Source organism: Leisingera sp. NJS204, assembly GCF_004123675.1.
Classification (GTDB): Bacteria; Pseudomonadota; Alphaproteobacteria; order Rhodobacterales; family Rhodobacteraceae; genus Leisingera.
Genome location: NZ_CP035417.1, coordinates 1,001,577 through 1,015,612, shown reverse-complemented (window position 1 = coordinate 1,015,612; position 14,036 = coordinate 1,001,577). Strand labels below are relative to the sequence as shown.

Genomic DNA, 14,036 nt, shown 5'->3' with positions numbered 1-14,036 from the left:
CCAATTGCTTGGCCCCTGTTTCAGTTGCGGGAGAGGGGCTTGTCGTACTTCACAAAAGGTGTGAGCGCGGCAATCCGGTCGTAGAGCTTGCGTGCAGTGTGATTGAATTCCTGCGTGTGCCAGTAGAGGACAGAGGCACCTTCGGCCGCCCCCCGCCGCGCCACTTCATCGATCAAAGCCCGCCCGATACCGGCTCCACGCGCCTGCGGATCGACAAACAGATCCTGAAGATAGCAGGTATCTTCCACCGACCACATGTCGCGGTGCAGCAAATAATGGGCGAGTCCAACGGCTTCGCCATTCAGTTCAGCAATCAGGCCGCTGTATTCCCGCGCATCCGCCGACAGCAGCCTTGCAAAGCTGCTGTCGTAGATGCGCGCCGGCAGCGTAGCCTTGTAAAAGGTGAGGTAGCCGGTCCAAAGGCGGTCCCAGCATTCACGGTCGCTTTGTTCAACCGCTCGGATCGTCAGCAAGTTTGTCATCGCAGTGCCCCTGTTTCGCCGTCCAAGGTACGCAGCGCCCCGTACATATGCGGCCTGCGGTCCCGGAACACCCCCCAGGCACTGCGGTAGCGCGCGGCGGCGTCCAGATCGACAGCTGCCGTGATGACGGTTTCCTCCGTGCGGTTGGCGTCCGCTAGAATCTCTCCAGTATAGCCCGCGATGAAGGAGGTGCCGTAAAAGACACCGGCTGTTTCGCCACCCTGTTCGGTGCCCACGCGGTTGGACGCCACCACCGGGATCATGTTTGCCGCGGCGTGGCCCTGCATCGTGCGCCGCCAATGGCCGCTGCTGTCCAATTCAGGGTTCTTCGGTTCGGTGCCGATGGCGGTCGGGAACAGCAGCACCTCAGCCCCCTGCAGCGCCAGGCAGCGGGCGGTTTCCGGGAACCACTGGTCCCAGCAGATGCCGCAGCCGACGCGGCCAAAGCGGGTTTCAACCACCTGAAAGCCGCTGTCGCCCGGCGAGAAATAGAATTTCTCCTCATATCCCGGTGCCTGCGGAATATGGGTTTTACGGTAGTTGGTCAGGATGGTCCCGTCAGCATCGGCGATGGCCAGCGAGTTGTAGCGCGCCAGCCCTGCCTCCTCGTAATAGGAGATTGGCAGCACCACACCCAGTTTCCGCGCCAGCGACGCAAAATGCGACACCACCCGGCTTTGCTCGAGCGGCCGGGCGAGCTGCAGGTGGTCTAGTGACTGTTCAAGACAGAAATAGGGCGTTTCGAACAGCTCCTGCAGCAGGATAACCTGGGCCCCTGCTTCGGCGGCATTGGACACCAGCGCCTCAGCCTTGGTGATGTTTTCGTCGATGTCCCAGCTGCAGGCCATCTGGGATGCAGCAAGCGTTATCTGTCGCATGCATTCACTCCTGGCTCAATGAAGTCCTTGATTGAGCCGGCAACAGCCCCGATCAGCTGGTCGCATTGCTCCCTGTTGATGATCAGCGGCGGTGACAGGACGAGCCGGTCGCCAACCGGGCGCACGATGACGCCCCGCTCCATGCAGCCCTTGAACACCTTGCTGGCTGCTTGCTCGGACAGATCGAGCGGGGCCTTGCTTGCCTTGTCGGCAACCAGATCGATGCCCAGCATCAGATGGCTGCCACGCACATCGCCCACAATCGGCAGATTGAGCAGAGATTGGGCGCTTTCCTGAAGATAAGGGCCAACCGTCCGCACATGATCCAGAATGCCTTCGCGCTCGATGATCTCGATGTTCTTGAGCGCCGCCGCGCAGGCCACGGGATGCCCGAAAAAGGTCAGCCCCATTGAGAATACGCCGCCCTCACACTGCGGCCTGGCGATGATGCCGTAAATCTCATCCGAGATCAGCGTTGCCCCCAGCGGGATATAGCCCGAAGTCAGCCCCTTGGCGCAGACCAGGATGTCCGGCGTATAGCCATACAGCGTTTCCGAGGTGAACCACTCCCCCAGACGGCCAAAGCCGGTGACCACCTCATCAGCAATATAGAGCATGCCGTGGCGCTTGCAGACTTCATACATGCGCTTGTGGTAGCCCGCGGGCGCAACCAGCACACCGCCGGCACCCATGATCGGTTCGGCGATGAAAGCGGCCACATTGTCAGGGCCCAGCTGTTGAATGCGGGCTTCGAACTCGCGCACCAAATGGTCGCAATAATCCGCATCGCTCCAACCCTCCGGCTTGGCATAGAGATTGGCTTCGGAAACGTGGCTGATGAACTCCTCGCCAATCCGGTCGAAACCGTATTTGGTCCCATGGATGCCGGTGAGCGAGGCCGCCACATAGGTGGCGCCATGGTAGCCGTTCTGCCGCGAGATGATCTTTTTCTTCCGGTGCTGGCCCTTCATGTCAAAGTAGTAGTGGACCAGCCGGACTGCGGCATCATTGGCGGTGGAGCCGCCGCAGGTGTAATAGATGTGGTTCAGATCCCCCGGCGCCAATTCCGCCAGCTTGGCGCCCAGCTGGGCCGCCGGCACATTGGTGCTGTGCCCGAACGGGTTGTAATACTGCATGTCCATCACCTGTTTGGCGATGGTCTCGGCCATCTCCTCGCGGCCATGGCCGATGTTCACGCACCACAGCCCGGCAATGCCGTCCAGCAGCCGGTTGCCCTCGGTATCGATGACATGCATGCCCTGGGCACGCGCGATGACATGGCTGCCTTCTTCGGCAAAGGCGGCAAAATCCGTGTAGGGGTGCAGAAGATGGGCGCGGTCCTGTGCCCATACGGTCTGCGGTTCGGGAACACTCATCTGGACTCTCCTGAATGTGGCGGGGTTTCCATTGCTGGCTCCCAGCTTCTTCCAGGTTGCCTTGCGGGCACAGTCCCCCGCAGTGGGTATTGGCAACCCGGTTGCCATCCAAGGAACCAGGCCATCACCAATGTCGCACCGGTCAGCCATGCCTCCGCCTGATAACCTGCTCCATGCGGTATTTCTGGATTGAGAGTGTCCGCAAGCTGCGAGAGATGAAGCTGTTGATCATGGTCGTGCAGCATAGATGCAGCGTCTGAAACGAACTGGAGATTCCCGGGCCGCACTGCAGGGTTGAGGTAGACGGCATTCAGAAAACAGCGCCGATCTTACCGCGGCCAACGTCGGCTTCGCACCAGTTAATGCGCTGCGCAGCATTTGGTAAAACGGGCTCAGGCACTAAATCGCTCAGCGATAGGGGTTCTGTGTGGCAGGCGTTGCGCTGAACCGGGATTTGTTTCGCGGTTTTCGATGTCGGGTGTGTGCTGTTGGTCGAGGTGATTTTACCTCGATTGACAGAGGGTTTCGCCATGACCATTCAGCATCCTACACCGACGACACCGCTTCGTAGCCGCATGATCGCGGATATGTCGGCACGCAATCTCGGACCAGCCGCGCAGACCAGCCACCTGCGGGCCTGCAAGCGGTTTGCCTCCTGGCTCGGGCGATCTCCGGACACAGCTTCACCGGATGACGTGAAGCACTTCCAGCAGCATCTGATCGAGACCGGGACCAGCATTTGTACCCGCAACCAAACCAAGACCGGGGTGAAGTTTCTGTTCCGGGTCACCCTGCGGCGGCATGATCTGGCAGCCGAGGTTTTCCACCTGAAGGAACCGGTGAAGGTGCCGCTGGTGCTGAGCCGCAACGAGGTCAAACGCGTTCTGGCCATGGCGCCCGGCCTGAAGGCGCGCGTAATGCTGTCGCTCGCCTATGGGTGCGGCATGCGCGCGGGCGAGGTCGTCCGGCTGAAGGTCGGCGATATCGACGGGGAACAGAAGATCATCCGCATTGTGCAGGCCAAAGGCCGCAAGGATCGCAACGTGATGTTGCCCGGGGACATTCTGGGTTTGTTGCGCGAGTGGTGGACCCAACGCCCCGCGAGCCAGGACCCGGGCGTGCCCGGATCCAAGCACCTTGGCGTCCGGGCCGGCATCACATCCGTCCTGCACACATCGTGCCGGAGGCGCGTCTTCGACACGATGGGCTCGGCGATGACGCACCATCCGCATGTCCACATGATCGTACCGGGCGGTGGCCTGTCTGCCGATGGCACCGGTTGGGTCGCCTGCCGCAGGAATTTCTTCCTCTCTGTCCGGTGCTGTCCCGCCTCTACCGGCGCCTCATCCTGGACGGGCTGGCCCGGCTGCACAAAGCCGGGAAGCTGCATTTCTTCGGCGATCATGCCGGGCTTGTCGATCGCGCGGCCTTCGACGCTTTCCTGCGACCGCTGCGCAAGATCGATTGGGTTGTGTATGCCAAGGAGCCCTTCGCCGGACCCAGGGCCGTGCTGGCATACCTATCGCGCTACACCCACCGTGTCGCGATCTCCAACAGCCGCCTGATCCGCATGGACAGCCGGAGCGTCACCTTCCGCGTCAAGGATTACCGCGTCAACGGTCCCGGGCGGCATACCACCATGACCCTCAAGACCGGCGAGTTCATCCGCCGGTTCCTGATCCATGTCCTGCCCAAGGGGCAGCATCGCATCCGCCACTACGGCTTCTTCGGGAATGGCAACCGTGCCGCCAATATCGCCAGGATCAAGGAACTGCTCGGGGCCGAAAGATCAGATCAGGGTCACGCTCGCGATGACAATATCGATGCATCCGATGCACTTGCCAGCGTCCTCGCGCTGCCATGCCCCTGCTGCGGCGGGCGGTTGGTCATCGTCGAAACCATGGCGCCAGAACGGCGCCCCAGAGCGCCGCCAGGAACAGCGAGGGCTTCTGCATGACACGCGCGCCAAAAACCGGAAGTCCAATCTCAACCGCGCTCAAAACCGGTTGCGACCCCACCGGCATGGCCGGAACCCAGATGCCCGTGGTTCAGAAGGTCACGAAAACCGCAGGATACAACGCATGTTGAGCAAAGCCCGCAAAACCTATGCTGAGGCCGCCTGCAAGAGTGCTGCCGCCTCATCCAGCTCCGCAAAATCCAAGGCAAACAACCGGCTCAAATCCCCATAGACCTGGGGTGGTCCGCCCAATCCCAACCCCGCGATTTCCCGCTTGAGCGCTTCTCCGACCCGGCCCACTGCTGCGGCGCGAGCGCAGGTCTGGTCCGGATTGGCAAACGGCACGTGCCGCCCGCCAACTTGGTTCAAATGTCGATTTGCTCGGCGATGCTCAGCGCATCTTCAAGTTCGACGCCAGCGGATGGATGGCAAAGGCCGGTTCCTCCCCTCTCGGGACATTGCTTCGCACTGCCCTGCAGGGCAGTGGATCAACATCTTCGTGGAACGTCTGTGGCGGAGCCTGAAATACAAGTGCGTCTACTTGCATGGTGAGCGTCCGATGAACCCGACCTCACGCGTCGTTTCTCGGTGATCTAAGTGTCCACTTAGCTGAATGGACACTTAGGGGTCAGTTATGAGTAATCGCAAAAAACGCCGGAAGTGGTTTGATGAGGAAAAGCGGGAGATCTGCCAGCAGGCCGTTCTTCCAGGGGCATCGGTTGCACAGATTGCGCGGCGTTATTGCGCCAATGCCAATATGATCCACAACTGGTTGAAGGATCCGCGCTTTGCACCGGATGCGGAAGATCTTGCCATGCCTGCGGATGCGCCTTTCATCGAATTGGATGTGTCGGCCGCAGCCTCCCATCCAGTTCCGGATATTGTTGCCACGCCAGCCACAGTTCTTTCCGCAAACAAGGTTGATATTACGCTGTCCGATGGGTGGCGCGTGTTGATCGAAGGGCCGATGCCGCTTGGGTCCATCATTGGTTTGGTACAGGGCTTAATGGCTTGATCCCGGTTCCTAGCAATACGCGCGTCTGGCTGGCGGCAGGTGTCACGGACATGCGGCGCGGGGATCTGCTCAAGATCATTTGGTGGGACGCGCAAGGTGCCTGCCTGTTCAGCAAGCGGCTGGAGAAGGGAAGGTTCGTGTGGCCCGCTGCAAAGGATGGAAAGATCAGTGTGACACCAGCGCAATTGTCGATGCTGCTGGAAGGGATCGACTGGCGGATGCCACAGAAGACCTGGCGACCATTGCAGGTCGGTTAAGTCAATAAATACAATGCTTTGACCGCTTTCGGGATTCACGTTCTGTCCCTGATCCAGTATATGATTGGCGATGATCAAGGACCTCGATATCACGCCAGACGATCCCGCAGAGCTGCGGGCTGTGAACCGGCTGCTGGCCGATGAGGTCAAATCCCAGGCGCTCTTGATCGAGAAGCTGAAGCATCAATTAGCGGGGCAAAGCCGCCATCGTTTTGGTGTACGATCAGAGAACTTGGATCAGCTCAATCTGACCTTTGAAGCAGATGAGAAGATCGCTGAGGTGGCGGAGGAACAGGCCAGGACCAAACCATCATCCGGTGAAGATGGGGTGCCGCGCCAACACAGCCGTAAGCCGCTGCCTGATCATCTGGACCGGCATGACGAAGTGCTGTCGCCGGGCGAAGACTGCGCCCGCTGCGGCGGCAAGCTGAAGACACTCAGTGAGGATGTCACCGAAGAACTGGAATACGTCCCCGGTCGCTTCGTTGTGAACTGGATCGTTCGTCCCCGCAAGGCATGCTCGGACTGTGACGCGATTGTGCAATCGCCACTTCCATCGCGCCCCATCGAGCGCGGGCGGCCCGGCCCCGGCCTGTTGGCGCATGTGCTGGTCAGCAAGTATGCCGATCATCTGCCGTTGTATCGACGAGCCAAATCTATGCTCGCGAAGGGATCGACCTGGATCGTTCGACCATGGCTGATTGGGTGGGCCGTTCAACGGCGCTCTTGGAACCCCTGGCCGACGAGATCGGGCGGATCGTCCGGCGCGGTGGGGCTCTCTTTGCTGACGATACGCCAGTGAAGATGCAGGCTCCCGGTCAGAAGAAGACCAAAACCGCGCGGGTCTGGACCTATGTGCGCGATGAGCGGCCCTGGTCGGGAGCATCACCGCCTTGTGCATGGTATCAGTTCACAATTGATCGCAAAGGTGAGCATCCCGTTAGTCATCTCTCAGGTTACAAGGGCTGGGTTCATGCTGACGGCTACTCTGGCTTCAATGGTCTGTTTGGTGAGGGCAAGGCCGATGAGATGGCCTGCATGGCCCATGTCAGACGCAAGTTCGTGGATGTCTTTGCGTCCCAAGGTAATGCCATCGCCGAGGAGGCCATCCGCCGGATTGCGGAACTCTATGCAGTGGAGAAAGACGGGCGCGGCAAAGCGCCCGATGAGCGCGTTGCGCTGAGACAGTCGCGATCAAAACCGATCTTCGATGATCTGGAAGAATGGCTGCATGCGCAACTGCCCAAAATCTCGGGCAAGTCGCCACTGGCCCAGGCTGTCAGGTACGCCCTTGGCCGGATACCAAAGGCGCGGCCATACCTTGATAACGGCCACCTTGCGTTGGACAACAACACAGCCGAGCGTGCGGTCAAGCCTGTGGCCATCGGCCGGAAGAACTGGATGTTCGCAGGCTCTGAAGGCGGCGGAAAAGCCATGGCCATCGCCTTCACCCTCATCGAAACGGCAAAACTCAACGACGTCGATCCTCAGACTTGGCTAACATGGGTTCTCGCCCAAATTGCAGACCACAAAATCACACGCCTCGACGAGCTCCTACCCTGGCGTTACGCTGCCAAAGCAGCGTAACAGGCCAAGCCCTGCCGGAACAGGTCGGGTTCAACGGGCAGGCACATACCAGTTTCCCCTGCTTCGCCAGCGCGCGCCAGGCCGACAGCTGGTTTGGCAACACCCCATACCGCGCCGCCACCCCATTCACCGTCGCTCCTGGCTCAAGCGTTTCCGAAACAGCCTGCGCCTTCACAGCATCCGGCCACCGACGGTAACCTGACGAATAAATCTCGACGCCCAACGATTTGAGAAGCGAATTTGTAGCACACATTGCGAAACGCACTCCCCACTATGAGATGGGCGATATCTCGCAGTACCAAAGCAACCCTACAATGTGCGCCAGGCACAACGCTTACCTTGCATGCTTGGGAGACCGGATCGGAAGCCAAAACGGGTGTCGGCAGATGGATCGAGTTCTATAACCGGAGACGCCCACATTCCGACCTTGGCGGCAAACCTCCCGCCACGGTCTATTGGCTGAGAAATAATGAACCCCAAACCAATCAGCAGGAGCAGAAAGTAGCTTAAACTACGCCAGATCCTGCCCAAACATTGGGAAGTAGCTCAGACCACAAGTTTACGGGCTGCCCGTGTTTTATGGCCTAAGCGTTCTTGTCAGAACGAGCGTCTTCCTCATCGCCAATGAATCTTGTGAATGTTTGAAGCGTCCCGGTTTCGTCGCAGACGATCTTGATCACAATTAAGATTGGCAGAGCAATCACCATCCCCATGACCGACCAAATCCACGCAAAGAACGCGACAGACAGGAAAACAACTGTTGTGTTCAGCCTCATCCGGCGGGAGATGACGAGTGGAGTAATGAGCTGCCCTTCGATGGATGTAAGCAAGACATATGTCGCAAATACCCCGGCGGCGGCCCATGTCCCGTCAAGACTGACGAACGCGACGGCTGCAGCAATGCTAGCCCCCATGAGCCCGCCCAGAAACGGAACAAAGTTCAGGCCGAAGGCTGTGAACCCGAATACTAGTGCGTTGGGCAGCCCCCATAGATGCATTGCGATGGCAATGGCGACACCCAGGCCCGCGTTGATGATTGTAATTCCACCCAGATAGTAGCCCAATCGATCTTCGACCGCATAGAGGACCTCCACTGCGCGCCGCTTGTCACTGAACCTGTTGAAGCTCTGCACTGTCTTGGTCAAAAACATGTCACCGGAGGCGACCAAGAAAAACAATAGAAGGAGAGCGAACGCAATCCGGCTCAAGAAGCCCGGAGCCATGCTGAAAATCGTTGCTGCGACACCTGTGTTCGACACCACTTCGACGGCAACAGTATCCGCATCCTGGTCCGCCATGATCTCTTCCGCAGCGTCTGCAGCGTCATTAATCGCTTCCAGAGCGCCGCCTGACGCCGTTAATTTTTGCTTGATCTCTTCCATCAGCGACGGAAGATCTTCAATGAACTGCGCAGCTGGGCTGCTGAGTTGGACCAGCAGGATAACGATGATCACCGCCAGCAGAACCGTAAACAAGGCGGCAGAGAGCACTGGCGGCACACCGGCCTGGCCCAGCCAGCGGCGGGGCCTGTTCAGGACAAAATAACCCAACACCGCTGTTATGACTGGAACCAGGAAATCGCTGGCAGATACCAGGGCTTGCAGCAGTAAAAGGCCAAAAATACCCATAATTGGAAATTCGAGACGCTTAAAACCGGGCGTTTCTGCGGGTTCAACAGTGTCAGATCCGGCAGGCTGTTCATCGTTGTCCATTGTTTACCCTCCTGCCCTCTTCGAAGAACACGGTGGCGATCATCGGGAAATGATCCGAACCAAAGCTCTCCAGCCGTGAAAAAGAGACGAGACCGACGTCATTTGTTACAAAAATCTGATCAATGGGCAGGCGCATGAATGGGTAATCGGCGTGAAAGCTGGAGATCATTCCACGGCCGACACGCGGCTCAGCAAAATTGCCGTAGCGTTTGAAACGCTTGGTTGTCCAGGACCAGGCCACATCGTTAAAGTCGCCCATGCAAATAGTGGGGCGATCCGATGATGAGGTCATCAGAGCCGCGTTCTTGATCTGCCTGTCCCGGGTTTCTGTATCGTTGCCCGGAACCGGTGGTCGCGGGTGCAGGCCAATAAAGTTGAATTCAGGCCCGTTCGGAGCGCGCAAGACGGCCTTGACCGCAGGCGTATCATCATCGGCGGGCCACAGAAATTCCGCGCTGACAACATCCAGACGGGTCGCGAAAATGAGGCCATAGTGGTCGTCCGCCACATGCGATTTGACGGTATTGTAGCGTGCCAAAACACCTTGCAGTGCCTTTGCCCAAGCGGCGTCGGTTTCCATCAGCAGCAACACGTCGGGATCTTCGCGATTTATAATCTCGACCAGATCATCGTAGCGGGTATTCTCCATCAGCACATTAACCGCCAGCATATTCACTTCCTCAGCTGCAGAGGGTGCAGGCGACAGATCGACCTCGGTTGATGCCAAGGGCGTGTAAGGAAAGATCTGCACCGCTTGATAGGCAAACGCGGTTGCCAGCGCCCCCAATAGGATTGGTTTGAATTGTACCGGAAAAGGCAAAGTTGCCGCGATAAGGATCACTGCAGCAATTGCGATATGCAGACGTGGAAAATCCCACATCCGTATCCACCACTGCACGCTGTTTGTCAGTGGCAATGCTGTCACTACCAGAACAGCAATAGCAAGCGACCAGAAAAGAGCACTCAACATTTAACTGATACGTTCATTGCTTGCCGGCTGCCTCTCCCAAATTGTCTGCTTTTTCGGCATCCCGGTGGCCCATCGGCTCATCTTGGCCCTGCGTGGTATCCGAGCGCGTCTGTGCTTCCAGTTCCGCGTTCAGCTCCGCACCCATCAGGATGATAAACGCCGAGATCCAGAACCACATCAACAACACAATGACCCCTGCCAACGTCCCGAAGCTCTCGTTGTATGATCCAAAGTTGCTGACATAAAATGCAAACCCGGCCGAAGCCAAAACCCAAAGCACACAGCCAGCCACGGCGCCCACCGAGGCCCATTTCCACTCGGGCTCGTCTCTGGATGGCGCATAGCGGTACAGCAGCGAAAGCCCGAAGATCGACAGCGCAAGAAGGATGATCCAGAAACCAATGGTGATGATTGTCTCAACAAAGGTGCCCAGATCCACAAACGCAAGCACAGCCGGGAGGCCCAGCATCGACAGCAACGCGATCAGCAGCCCGGTCATAAGAATGATCGTTAGCGCGAACGTCACCAGCTTGAGCTTGATAAAGCCGCGTTCCTCTTGTTCATCGTATGCGACGTTTATGCCTTCCATCAGGCTCGCCATGCCTTTAGACGCGGAATAGAGCGCCACCAGAACACCAAAGGCGGCGGCCAGCCCCAAACCGCCCTCACGAGAGCCCGCCACAGCGGCTGCCTGTTTGGTAACGATCGCTATCACCTCTTCGGGCACTATTCCGGACAACGCCTGCAGCTGCTCTACAATTGCGCTTGGTTCAACCAGCAGACCGCTGATGGCAACCAATGCTGTGATTGCGGGAAACAGCGCCAGCAAGCCATAGAAGGCAACACCGGCAGCGATAAGCCCTACCCGGTCTTCTGCGACTTCATCCTTCACGCGAAATGCAATGTCCTTCCAGCCAGCGGCCGGAACGCCGGCAGGTGTTTCAGCGGTGCGGCCACGTGCCATAGCTTGCCCTCTTCCAGTTTGTTCAATAGGGGCCAATCTCGCCCCCCCTATTCGTATCTCAGGTACCGGGCCTACCAAGTTTCTCGTCCTTGGCAAAGGAGTTGAGCCTTATCTACAACGCGTTTGGCGGCTGATTTGGCCTTGCCCCCAACCGCTTCAACAGCGGATTTGCCACCGGGCGCGCCTGGATCGAGATCAACCTTGGTTTCAGAGGCAATATCCTTGACCTCATCCTTAACAGATTTTGCAACGGACATCGCCTTGGATTTTTCTTCCTCGGAGATGCGTTCTGCCTGATCAAAGAGAGTGCCGCTCTGCGCGCCCATCATATCATCTTCGGTTTTTGTCCGGGGCAGCGCACCGCCCAGCGCGGCACCGGCAGCAAGCGCGAGCGCACCCGCCATCAGCGGTTGGCGGTTGGCGGTCGTAGAAAACCGCGGCTGCATCTGCGCCATCGTTCATCGAACGCAACGCAGAGTTCCGCATCTCGATTGCTTTGCGGCGTGCTGTGATGACCCGTTGCCGGGCCTCTTGCGTCATCGCCTCTGTCCCTCGGCAATGCGGCTGCCCGCTGCTGCCACCCCTTCACGCGCGGTCTGCAGGCTGCTGGCGGCAGACGTTCTGGCAGGTACAGCGGTGTCTGAAACTGAAGACCCGGCGCGCGATGCGCCATCAACAACTGAGGACACACCTGCTTTGCCAGACGCTCCGGCTTGCGCAGCCTTGTCTTGGACACTGCCGGCGCCGCCAGACAACCTCTCGCCAATGGATGCGCCCTTGTCATGGCTTTCATCCCGCGCCCATGACGGCGTATTGTCATGCTGCAGCGCATAGGAAGATGGCGGTGTATAGGAGCGGTGCTGTTCCCGTCGGGAGCGGCGGAAATCACGTTCAGCACTGCTTCAGCCTTCATCCTCATATGAACGCGAAGCTGCTGCCGGTCTTTGCTGGCTTCCAAACATCATCCAGGCCAGGCCAATACCGGTTAGCGCCAGCGGGATCGCATTTGCATTGACCTGATCGGAGATGGAACGCCCCATATCGCCGCCATGTTCGCGAAATTGTTCGCTGATCTGGCGAACGGCGGTGTCGATAGAGAACTTGTCCTGCAAATCCTCGAGATTTGACGTAAGATCCGAACGCTGTTCTTCTATCTCTCGTTCGATTCCCTTCGGGCTGCGGTTATCATTTGTCATCGTATGCGTCATTTACGGCCGCTGCATCACATTGGACGTTTTTGACCGTCCGTGTCGGCACAAGGTTTGAGAGTCTAAGGTCATTGAGGCCTTTACTGATCAAGACAAATGCCAGCCCCCAAACAGAGCGTCGATGATCAAAGCGGCCCAGCCCGTATCAATTCCGGCTTCGATCAAGGCCGCAACGAGGGCTGCCGCGAGCACATTGAGGGCGGCCAAGGCAATGATCGCAGCTCCCGCAATCACCCCCTGCGCAAGCATACGTGACCATGACTTGGAAAATCGCAGCATAGGGTCAATAATCAATCTGTCCGGAAATCGGGACGAACTCCACGACCCTCGCATCAGGCGCAGTGACTGCTCTGCTGCGAGTGCGAAGCACTTGGGTCATTGTTCCGAAAGCAGCAATCCAGCAGGAAGTGGCGGCCCCGGCTGCGGCAAGGGTTTTCTGCCAGGAAACGCCGAGGAACATTGCCGCGAGTTCCAACTTTCTGGATTGTTTTTTTGCTGAGCTTGGCAACCCAGCCGTGCCGAACTCCGCACCCTCCACCACAGATCACTTTACAACTTCAATAACTGTGTAGGAATTGGTCTGGTGGATGTTCGGCAGCCTGTTGATTTTGTCCCCCAGAACCTGGCGGAAATGCGAGATGTCCCGGGTGCGGATTGTCAGAAGGTAGTCAAATGAACCGGCGATCATCAGGCAGCTTTCAATTTCAGGAACTAGGGCCGCAGCCGCGTTAAACGCATCAAGCGAATTGTCACCGCCAGTTGCCGCAAGTGAAACCTGCACAACAGTCAAATGGCCCAGTCCCTGCTTTTCCTTGTTCAAAACTGCCCGGTAACCGCTGATATAGCCGGATTTCTCCAAGCGCTTGACCCTGTCTGAACAGGGGGTATTGGTCAGGTTCACCCGCTGAGAAAGCTCGACAATCGAAAGTCTCCCGTCAGATTCCAGTTCTTCCAGGATCCGATTGTCAATCTTATCCAAATCCCTGCTCATCAGTGATATTCCCTGTTCTTCGGCTGTTTGCAGGCAACATTTCCTGCACAAACGCTGACAACATGCCCAATTACTAGTGAATATCACTGATACTGATCCTGGGGATCAAGGGTGTCAATCATTTGCATCCCGCCTGCCTCAGTCCAGGAGCAGCCGCGCTCCAAGTCAAAAAAACACTGCACACGGAGGAAAAAATGACTGTCAAAATCGTCATAGGGCTTGACGGGACAGATACCGGTGAACGCGCACTCACTTTTGCAAAGGACTTGGCGTCGAAAATCGACGCTTGTGAGCTGCTTGCCGTCTATGTCATCGAATGGTCGCCATTTACGTTTCAGACTCCCGAAGAAAACGCTCAGCGCCACAAACGGCGCGAGGAGGAGATCAAACTGGCCAACAGCCGGATTGTCGAACCTGCTGTCAGCGCACTGAAAGAGGCCGGGTTCAAGGCAACCGGTCTGGTGCGGCACGGCGATGTGGCTGAGACCCTGAACAAGATCACAGTCGAAAACGGCGGGTCGCAGATCATCGTTGGCCGGGCCTCTTCGGACGGATTTGCCAAACGCATTTTCGGCAGCTCGACGCAGAACCTCGTGATGCACGCCGATGTGCCTGTCACGGTTGTAGGATAGGGGCAGA

At 58.1% G+C, this 14,036-nt stretch carries 16 protein-coding genes and 4 pseudogenes; 7 read left to right on the top strand and 13 right to left on the bottom strand.

Translation table 11 applies throughout. The features are described 5' to 3' along the window. Nucleotides 1-20 precede the first annotated feature (20 nt). From ETW24_RS05115 to ETW24_RS05100, 4 genes are all read right to left on the bottom strand, one after another. The gene (locus ETW24_RS05115) at nt 21-482 is read right to left on the bottom strand and encodes a GNAT family N-acetyltransferase (RefSeq protein WP_129370038.1); all 462 of its coding nucleotides are present in this window, start codon (nt 480-482) and stop codon (nt 21-23) included. Continuing rightward, nucleotides 479-1,360 (bottom strand): N-carbamoylputrescine amidase, encoded by an 882-nt coding sequence (aguB, locus tag ETW24_RS05110; protein ID WP_129370037.1) that lies wholly within the window; start codon nt 1,358-1,360, stop codon nt 479-481. The genes ETW24_RS05115 and aguB overlap by 4 nt, the downstream gene beginning before the upstream one ends. Beyond that, on the bottom strand, nt 1,348-2,736 hold the full coding sequence (locus ETW24_RS05105; RefSeq protein WP_129370036.1) for an aminotransferase: 1,389 nt from the start codon (nt 2,734-2,736) through the stop codon (nt 1,348-1,350). Before ETW24_RS05105 ends, aguB begins: the two co-directional genes overlap by 13 nt. A 310-nt stretch (nt 2,737-3,046) precedes the next feature. After that, nucleotides 3,047-3,268, bottom strand: a complete 222-nt coding sequence (locus ETW24_RS05100) for a hypothetical protein (RefSeq protein WP_129370035.1) — start codon at nt 3,266-3,268, stop codon at nt 3,047-3,049. Here ETW24_RS05100 and ETW24_RS24455 point away from each other — a divergent pair. Then, nucleotides 3,267-3,773: pseudogene (locus ETW24_RS24455) on the top strand (tyrosine-type recombinase/integrase); the annotation flags it as partial. The gene ETW24_RS05100 and the pseudogene ETW24_RS24455 overlap by 2 nt on opposite strands. A 93-nt stretch (nt 3,774-3,866) precedes the next feature. Continuing rightward, a pseudogene (locus ETW24_RS24450) lies at nt 3,867-4,693 on the top strand (IS91 family transposase); the annotation flags it as partial. A gap of 147 nt (nt 4,694-4,840) precedes the next feature. Here the strand turns inward: ETW24_RS24450 and ETW24_RS05090 are convergent. Further along, the gene (locus ETW24_RS05090; RefSeq protein ID WP_129370034.1) at nt 4,841-5,062 is read right to left on the bottom strand and encodes a hypothetical protein; all 222 of its coding nucleotides are present in this window, start codon (nt 5,060-5,062) and stop codon (nt 4,841-4,843) included. 265 nt (nt 5,063-5,327) lie between these two features. On the opposite strand from ETW24_RS05090, the gene ETW24_RS05085 reads away from it, so the two are divergent. The 3 genes and pseudogenes from ETW24_RS05085 (at nt 5,328) to tnpC (ending at nt 7,552) form a co-directional block, all read left to right on the top strand. Then, nucleotides 5,328-5,708 (top strand): transposase, encoded by a 381-nt coding sequence (locus ETW24_RS05085; RefSeq protein ID WP_129370033.1) that lies wholly within the window; start codon nt 5,328-5,330, stop codon nt 5,706-5,708. Next, nucleotides 5,705-5,965 (top strand): IS66 family insertion sequence element accessory protein TnpB, encoded by a 261-nt coding sequence (gene tnpB, locus ETW24_RS05080; RefSeq protein WP_129370032.1) that lies wholly within the window; start codon nt 5,705-5,707, stop codon nt 5,963-5,965. Before ETW24_RS05085 ends, tnpB begins: the two co-directional genes overlap by 4 nt. 70 nt (nt 5,966-6,035) lie before the next feature. Continuing rightward, nucleotides 6,036-7,552 (top strand): annotated as a pseudogene (tnpC, locus tag ETW24_RS25335) (IS66 family transposase). On the opposite strand, the gene ETW24_RS25330 reads toward tnpC, so the two are convergent. After that, nucleotides 7,500-7,805, bottom strand: coding sequence for a transposase (locus ETW24_RS25330; RefSeq protein ID WP_441328127.1), 306 nt, complete (start codon nt 7,803-7,805; stop codon nt 7,500-7,502). The pseudogene tnpC and the gene ETW24_RS25330 sit on opposite strands and share 53 nt — an antisense overlap. An 86-nt stretch (nt 7,806-7,891) precedes the next feature. Here ETW24_RS25330 and ETW24_RS05065 point away from each other — a divergent pair. Further along, nucleotides 7,892-8,062: pseudogene (locus ETW24_RS05065) on the top strand (integrase core domain-containing protein); the annotation flags it as partial. A 74-nt stretch (nt 8,063-8,136) separates the two neighbouring features. Here ETW24_RS05065 and ETW24_RS05060 read toward each other — a convergent pair. From ETW24_RS05060 to ETW24_RS05030, 7 genes are all read right to left on the bottom strand, one after another. After that, nucleotides 8,137-9,264 (bottom strand): AI-2E family transporter, encoded by a 1,128-nt coding sequence (locus tag ETW24_RS05060; RefSeq protein WP_129370030.1) that lies wholly within the window; start codon nt 9,262-9,264, stop codon nt 8,137-8,139. Then, nucleotides 9,251-10,234 (bottom strand): endonuclease/exonuclease/phosphatase family protein, encoded by a 984-nt coding sequence (locus ETW24_RS05055; protein WP_129370029.1) that lies wholly within the window; start codon nt 10,232-10,234, stop codon nt 9,251-9,253. The genes ETW24_RS05060 and ETW24_RS05055 overlap by 14 nt, the downstream gene beginning before the upstream one ends. A gap of 13 nt (nt 10,235-10,247) precedes the next feature. Continuing rightward, complete coding sequence (locus ETW24_RS05050; protein WP_129370028.1) at nt 10,248-11,198, bottom strand: YihY/virulence factor BrkB family protein; 951 nt, start codon at nt 11,196-11,198, stop codon at nt 10,248-10,250. Between the two features lie 71 nt (nt 11,199-11,269). Further along, complete coding sequence (locus tag ETW24_RS05045) at nt 11,270-11,653, bottom strand: hypothetical protein (protein ID WP_129370027.1); 384 nt, start codon at nt 11,651-11,653, stop codon at nt 11,270-11,272. 447 nt (nt 11,654-12,100) lie between these two features. Further along, nucleotides 12,101-12,394: a DUF3618 domain-containing protein gene (locus tag ETW24_RS05040; protein ID WP_164982693.1), complete on the bottom strand. Its 294-nt coding sequence runs from the start codon at nt 12,392-12,394 to the stop codon at nt 12,101-12,103. A gap of 99 nt (nt 12,395-12,493) precedes the next feature. Then, nucleotides 12,494-12,685, bottom strand: a complete 192-nt coding sequence (locus ETW24_RS24445; RefSeq protein WP_205877360.1) for a hypothetical protein — start codon at nt 12,683-12,685, stop codon at nt 12,494-12,496. A 265-nt stretch (nt 12,686-12,950) separates the two neighbouring features. Further along, the gene (locus ETW24_RS05030) at nt 12,951-13,484 is read right to left on the bottom strand and encodes a winged helix-turn-helix transcriptional regulator (protein WP_254695701.1); all 534 of its coding nucleotides are present in this window, start codon (nt 13,482-13,484) and stop codon (nt 12,951-12,953) included. 107 nt (nt 13,485-13,591) lie between these two features. Here ETW24_RS05030 and ETW24_RS05025 point away from each other — a divergent pair, with 107 nt between their 5' ends. Then, nucleotides 13,592-14,029, top strand: a complete 438-nt coding sequence (locus ETW24_RS05025; protein ID WP_129370025.1) for a universal stress protein — start codon at nt 13,592-13,594, stop codon at nt 14,027-14,029. Nucleotides 14,030-14,036: the final 7 nt, after the last annotated feature.

What these genes read in the sequence shown, in the direction of transcription:
- aguB (WP_129370037.1), bottom strand. Translation starts at nt 1,360, where the DNA reads ATGCGACAGATAACGCTTGCTGCATCCCAGATGGCCTGCAGCTGGGAC.
- ETW24_RS05055 (WP_129370029.1), bottom strand. Translation starts at nt 10,234, where the DNA reads ATGTTGAGTGCTCTTTTCTGGTCGCTTGCTATTGCTGTTCTGGTAGTG.
- ETW24_RS05045 (WP_129370027.1), bottom strand. Translation starts at nt 11,653, where the DNA reads ATGGCGCAGATGCAGCCGCGGTTTTCTACGACCGCCAACCGCCAACCG.
- ETW24_RS25330 (WP_441328127.1), bottom strand. Translation starts at nt 7,805, where the DNA reads ATGTGTGCTACAAATTCGCTTCTCAAATCGTTGGGCGTCGAGATTTAT.
- ETW24_RS24445 (WP_205877360.1), bottom strand. Translation starts at nt 12,685, where the DNA reads ATGCTGCGATTTTCCAAGTCATGGTCACGTATGCTTGCGCAGGGGGTG.
- ETW24_RS05085 (WP_129370033.1), top strand. Translation starts at nt 5,328, where the DNA reads ATGAGTAATCGCAAAAAACGCCGGAAGTGGTTTGATGAGGAAAAGCGG.
- ETW24_RS05100 (WP_129370035.1), bottom strand. Translation starts at nt 3,268, where the DNA reads ATGGCGAAACCCTCTGTCAATCGAGGTAAAATCACCTCGACCAACAGC.
- ETW24_RS05040 (WP_164982693.1), bottom strand. Translation starts at nt 12,394, where the DNA reads ATGACAAATGATAACCGCAGCCCGAAGGGAATCGAACGAGAGATAGAA.
- ETW24_RS05105 (WP_129370036.1), bottom strand. Translation starts at nt 2,736, where the DNA reads ATGAGTGTTCCCGAACCGCAGACCGTATGGGCACAGGACCGCGCCCAT.
- ETW24_RS05115 (WP_129370038.1), bottom strand. Translation starts at nt 482, where the DNA reads ATGACAAACTTGCTGACGATCCGAGCGGTTGAACAAAGCGACCGTGAA.
- ETW24_RS05050 (WP_129370028.1), bottom strand. Translation starts at nt 11,198, where the DNA reads ATGGCACGTGGCCGCACCGCTGAAACACCTGCCGGCGTTCCGGCCGCT.
- ETW24_RS05025 (WP_129370025.1), top strand. Translation starts at nt 13,592, where the DNA reads ATGACTGTCAAAATCGTCATAGGGCTTGACGGGACAGATACCGGTGAA.
- ETW24_RS05060 (WP_129370030.1), bottom strand. Translation starts at nt 9,264, where the DNA reads ATGGACAACGATGAACAGCCTGCCGGATCTGACACTGTTGAACCCGCA.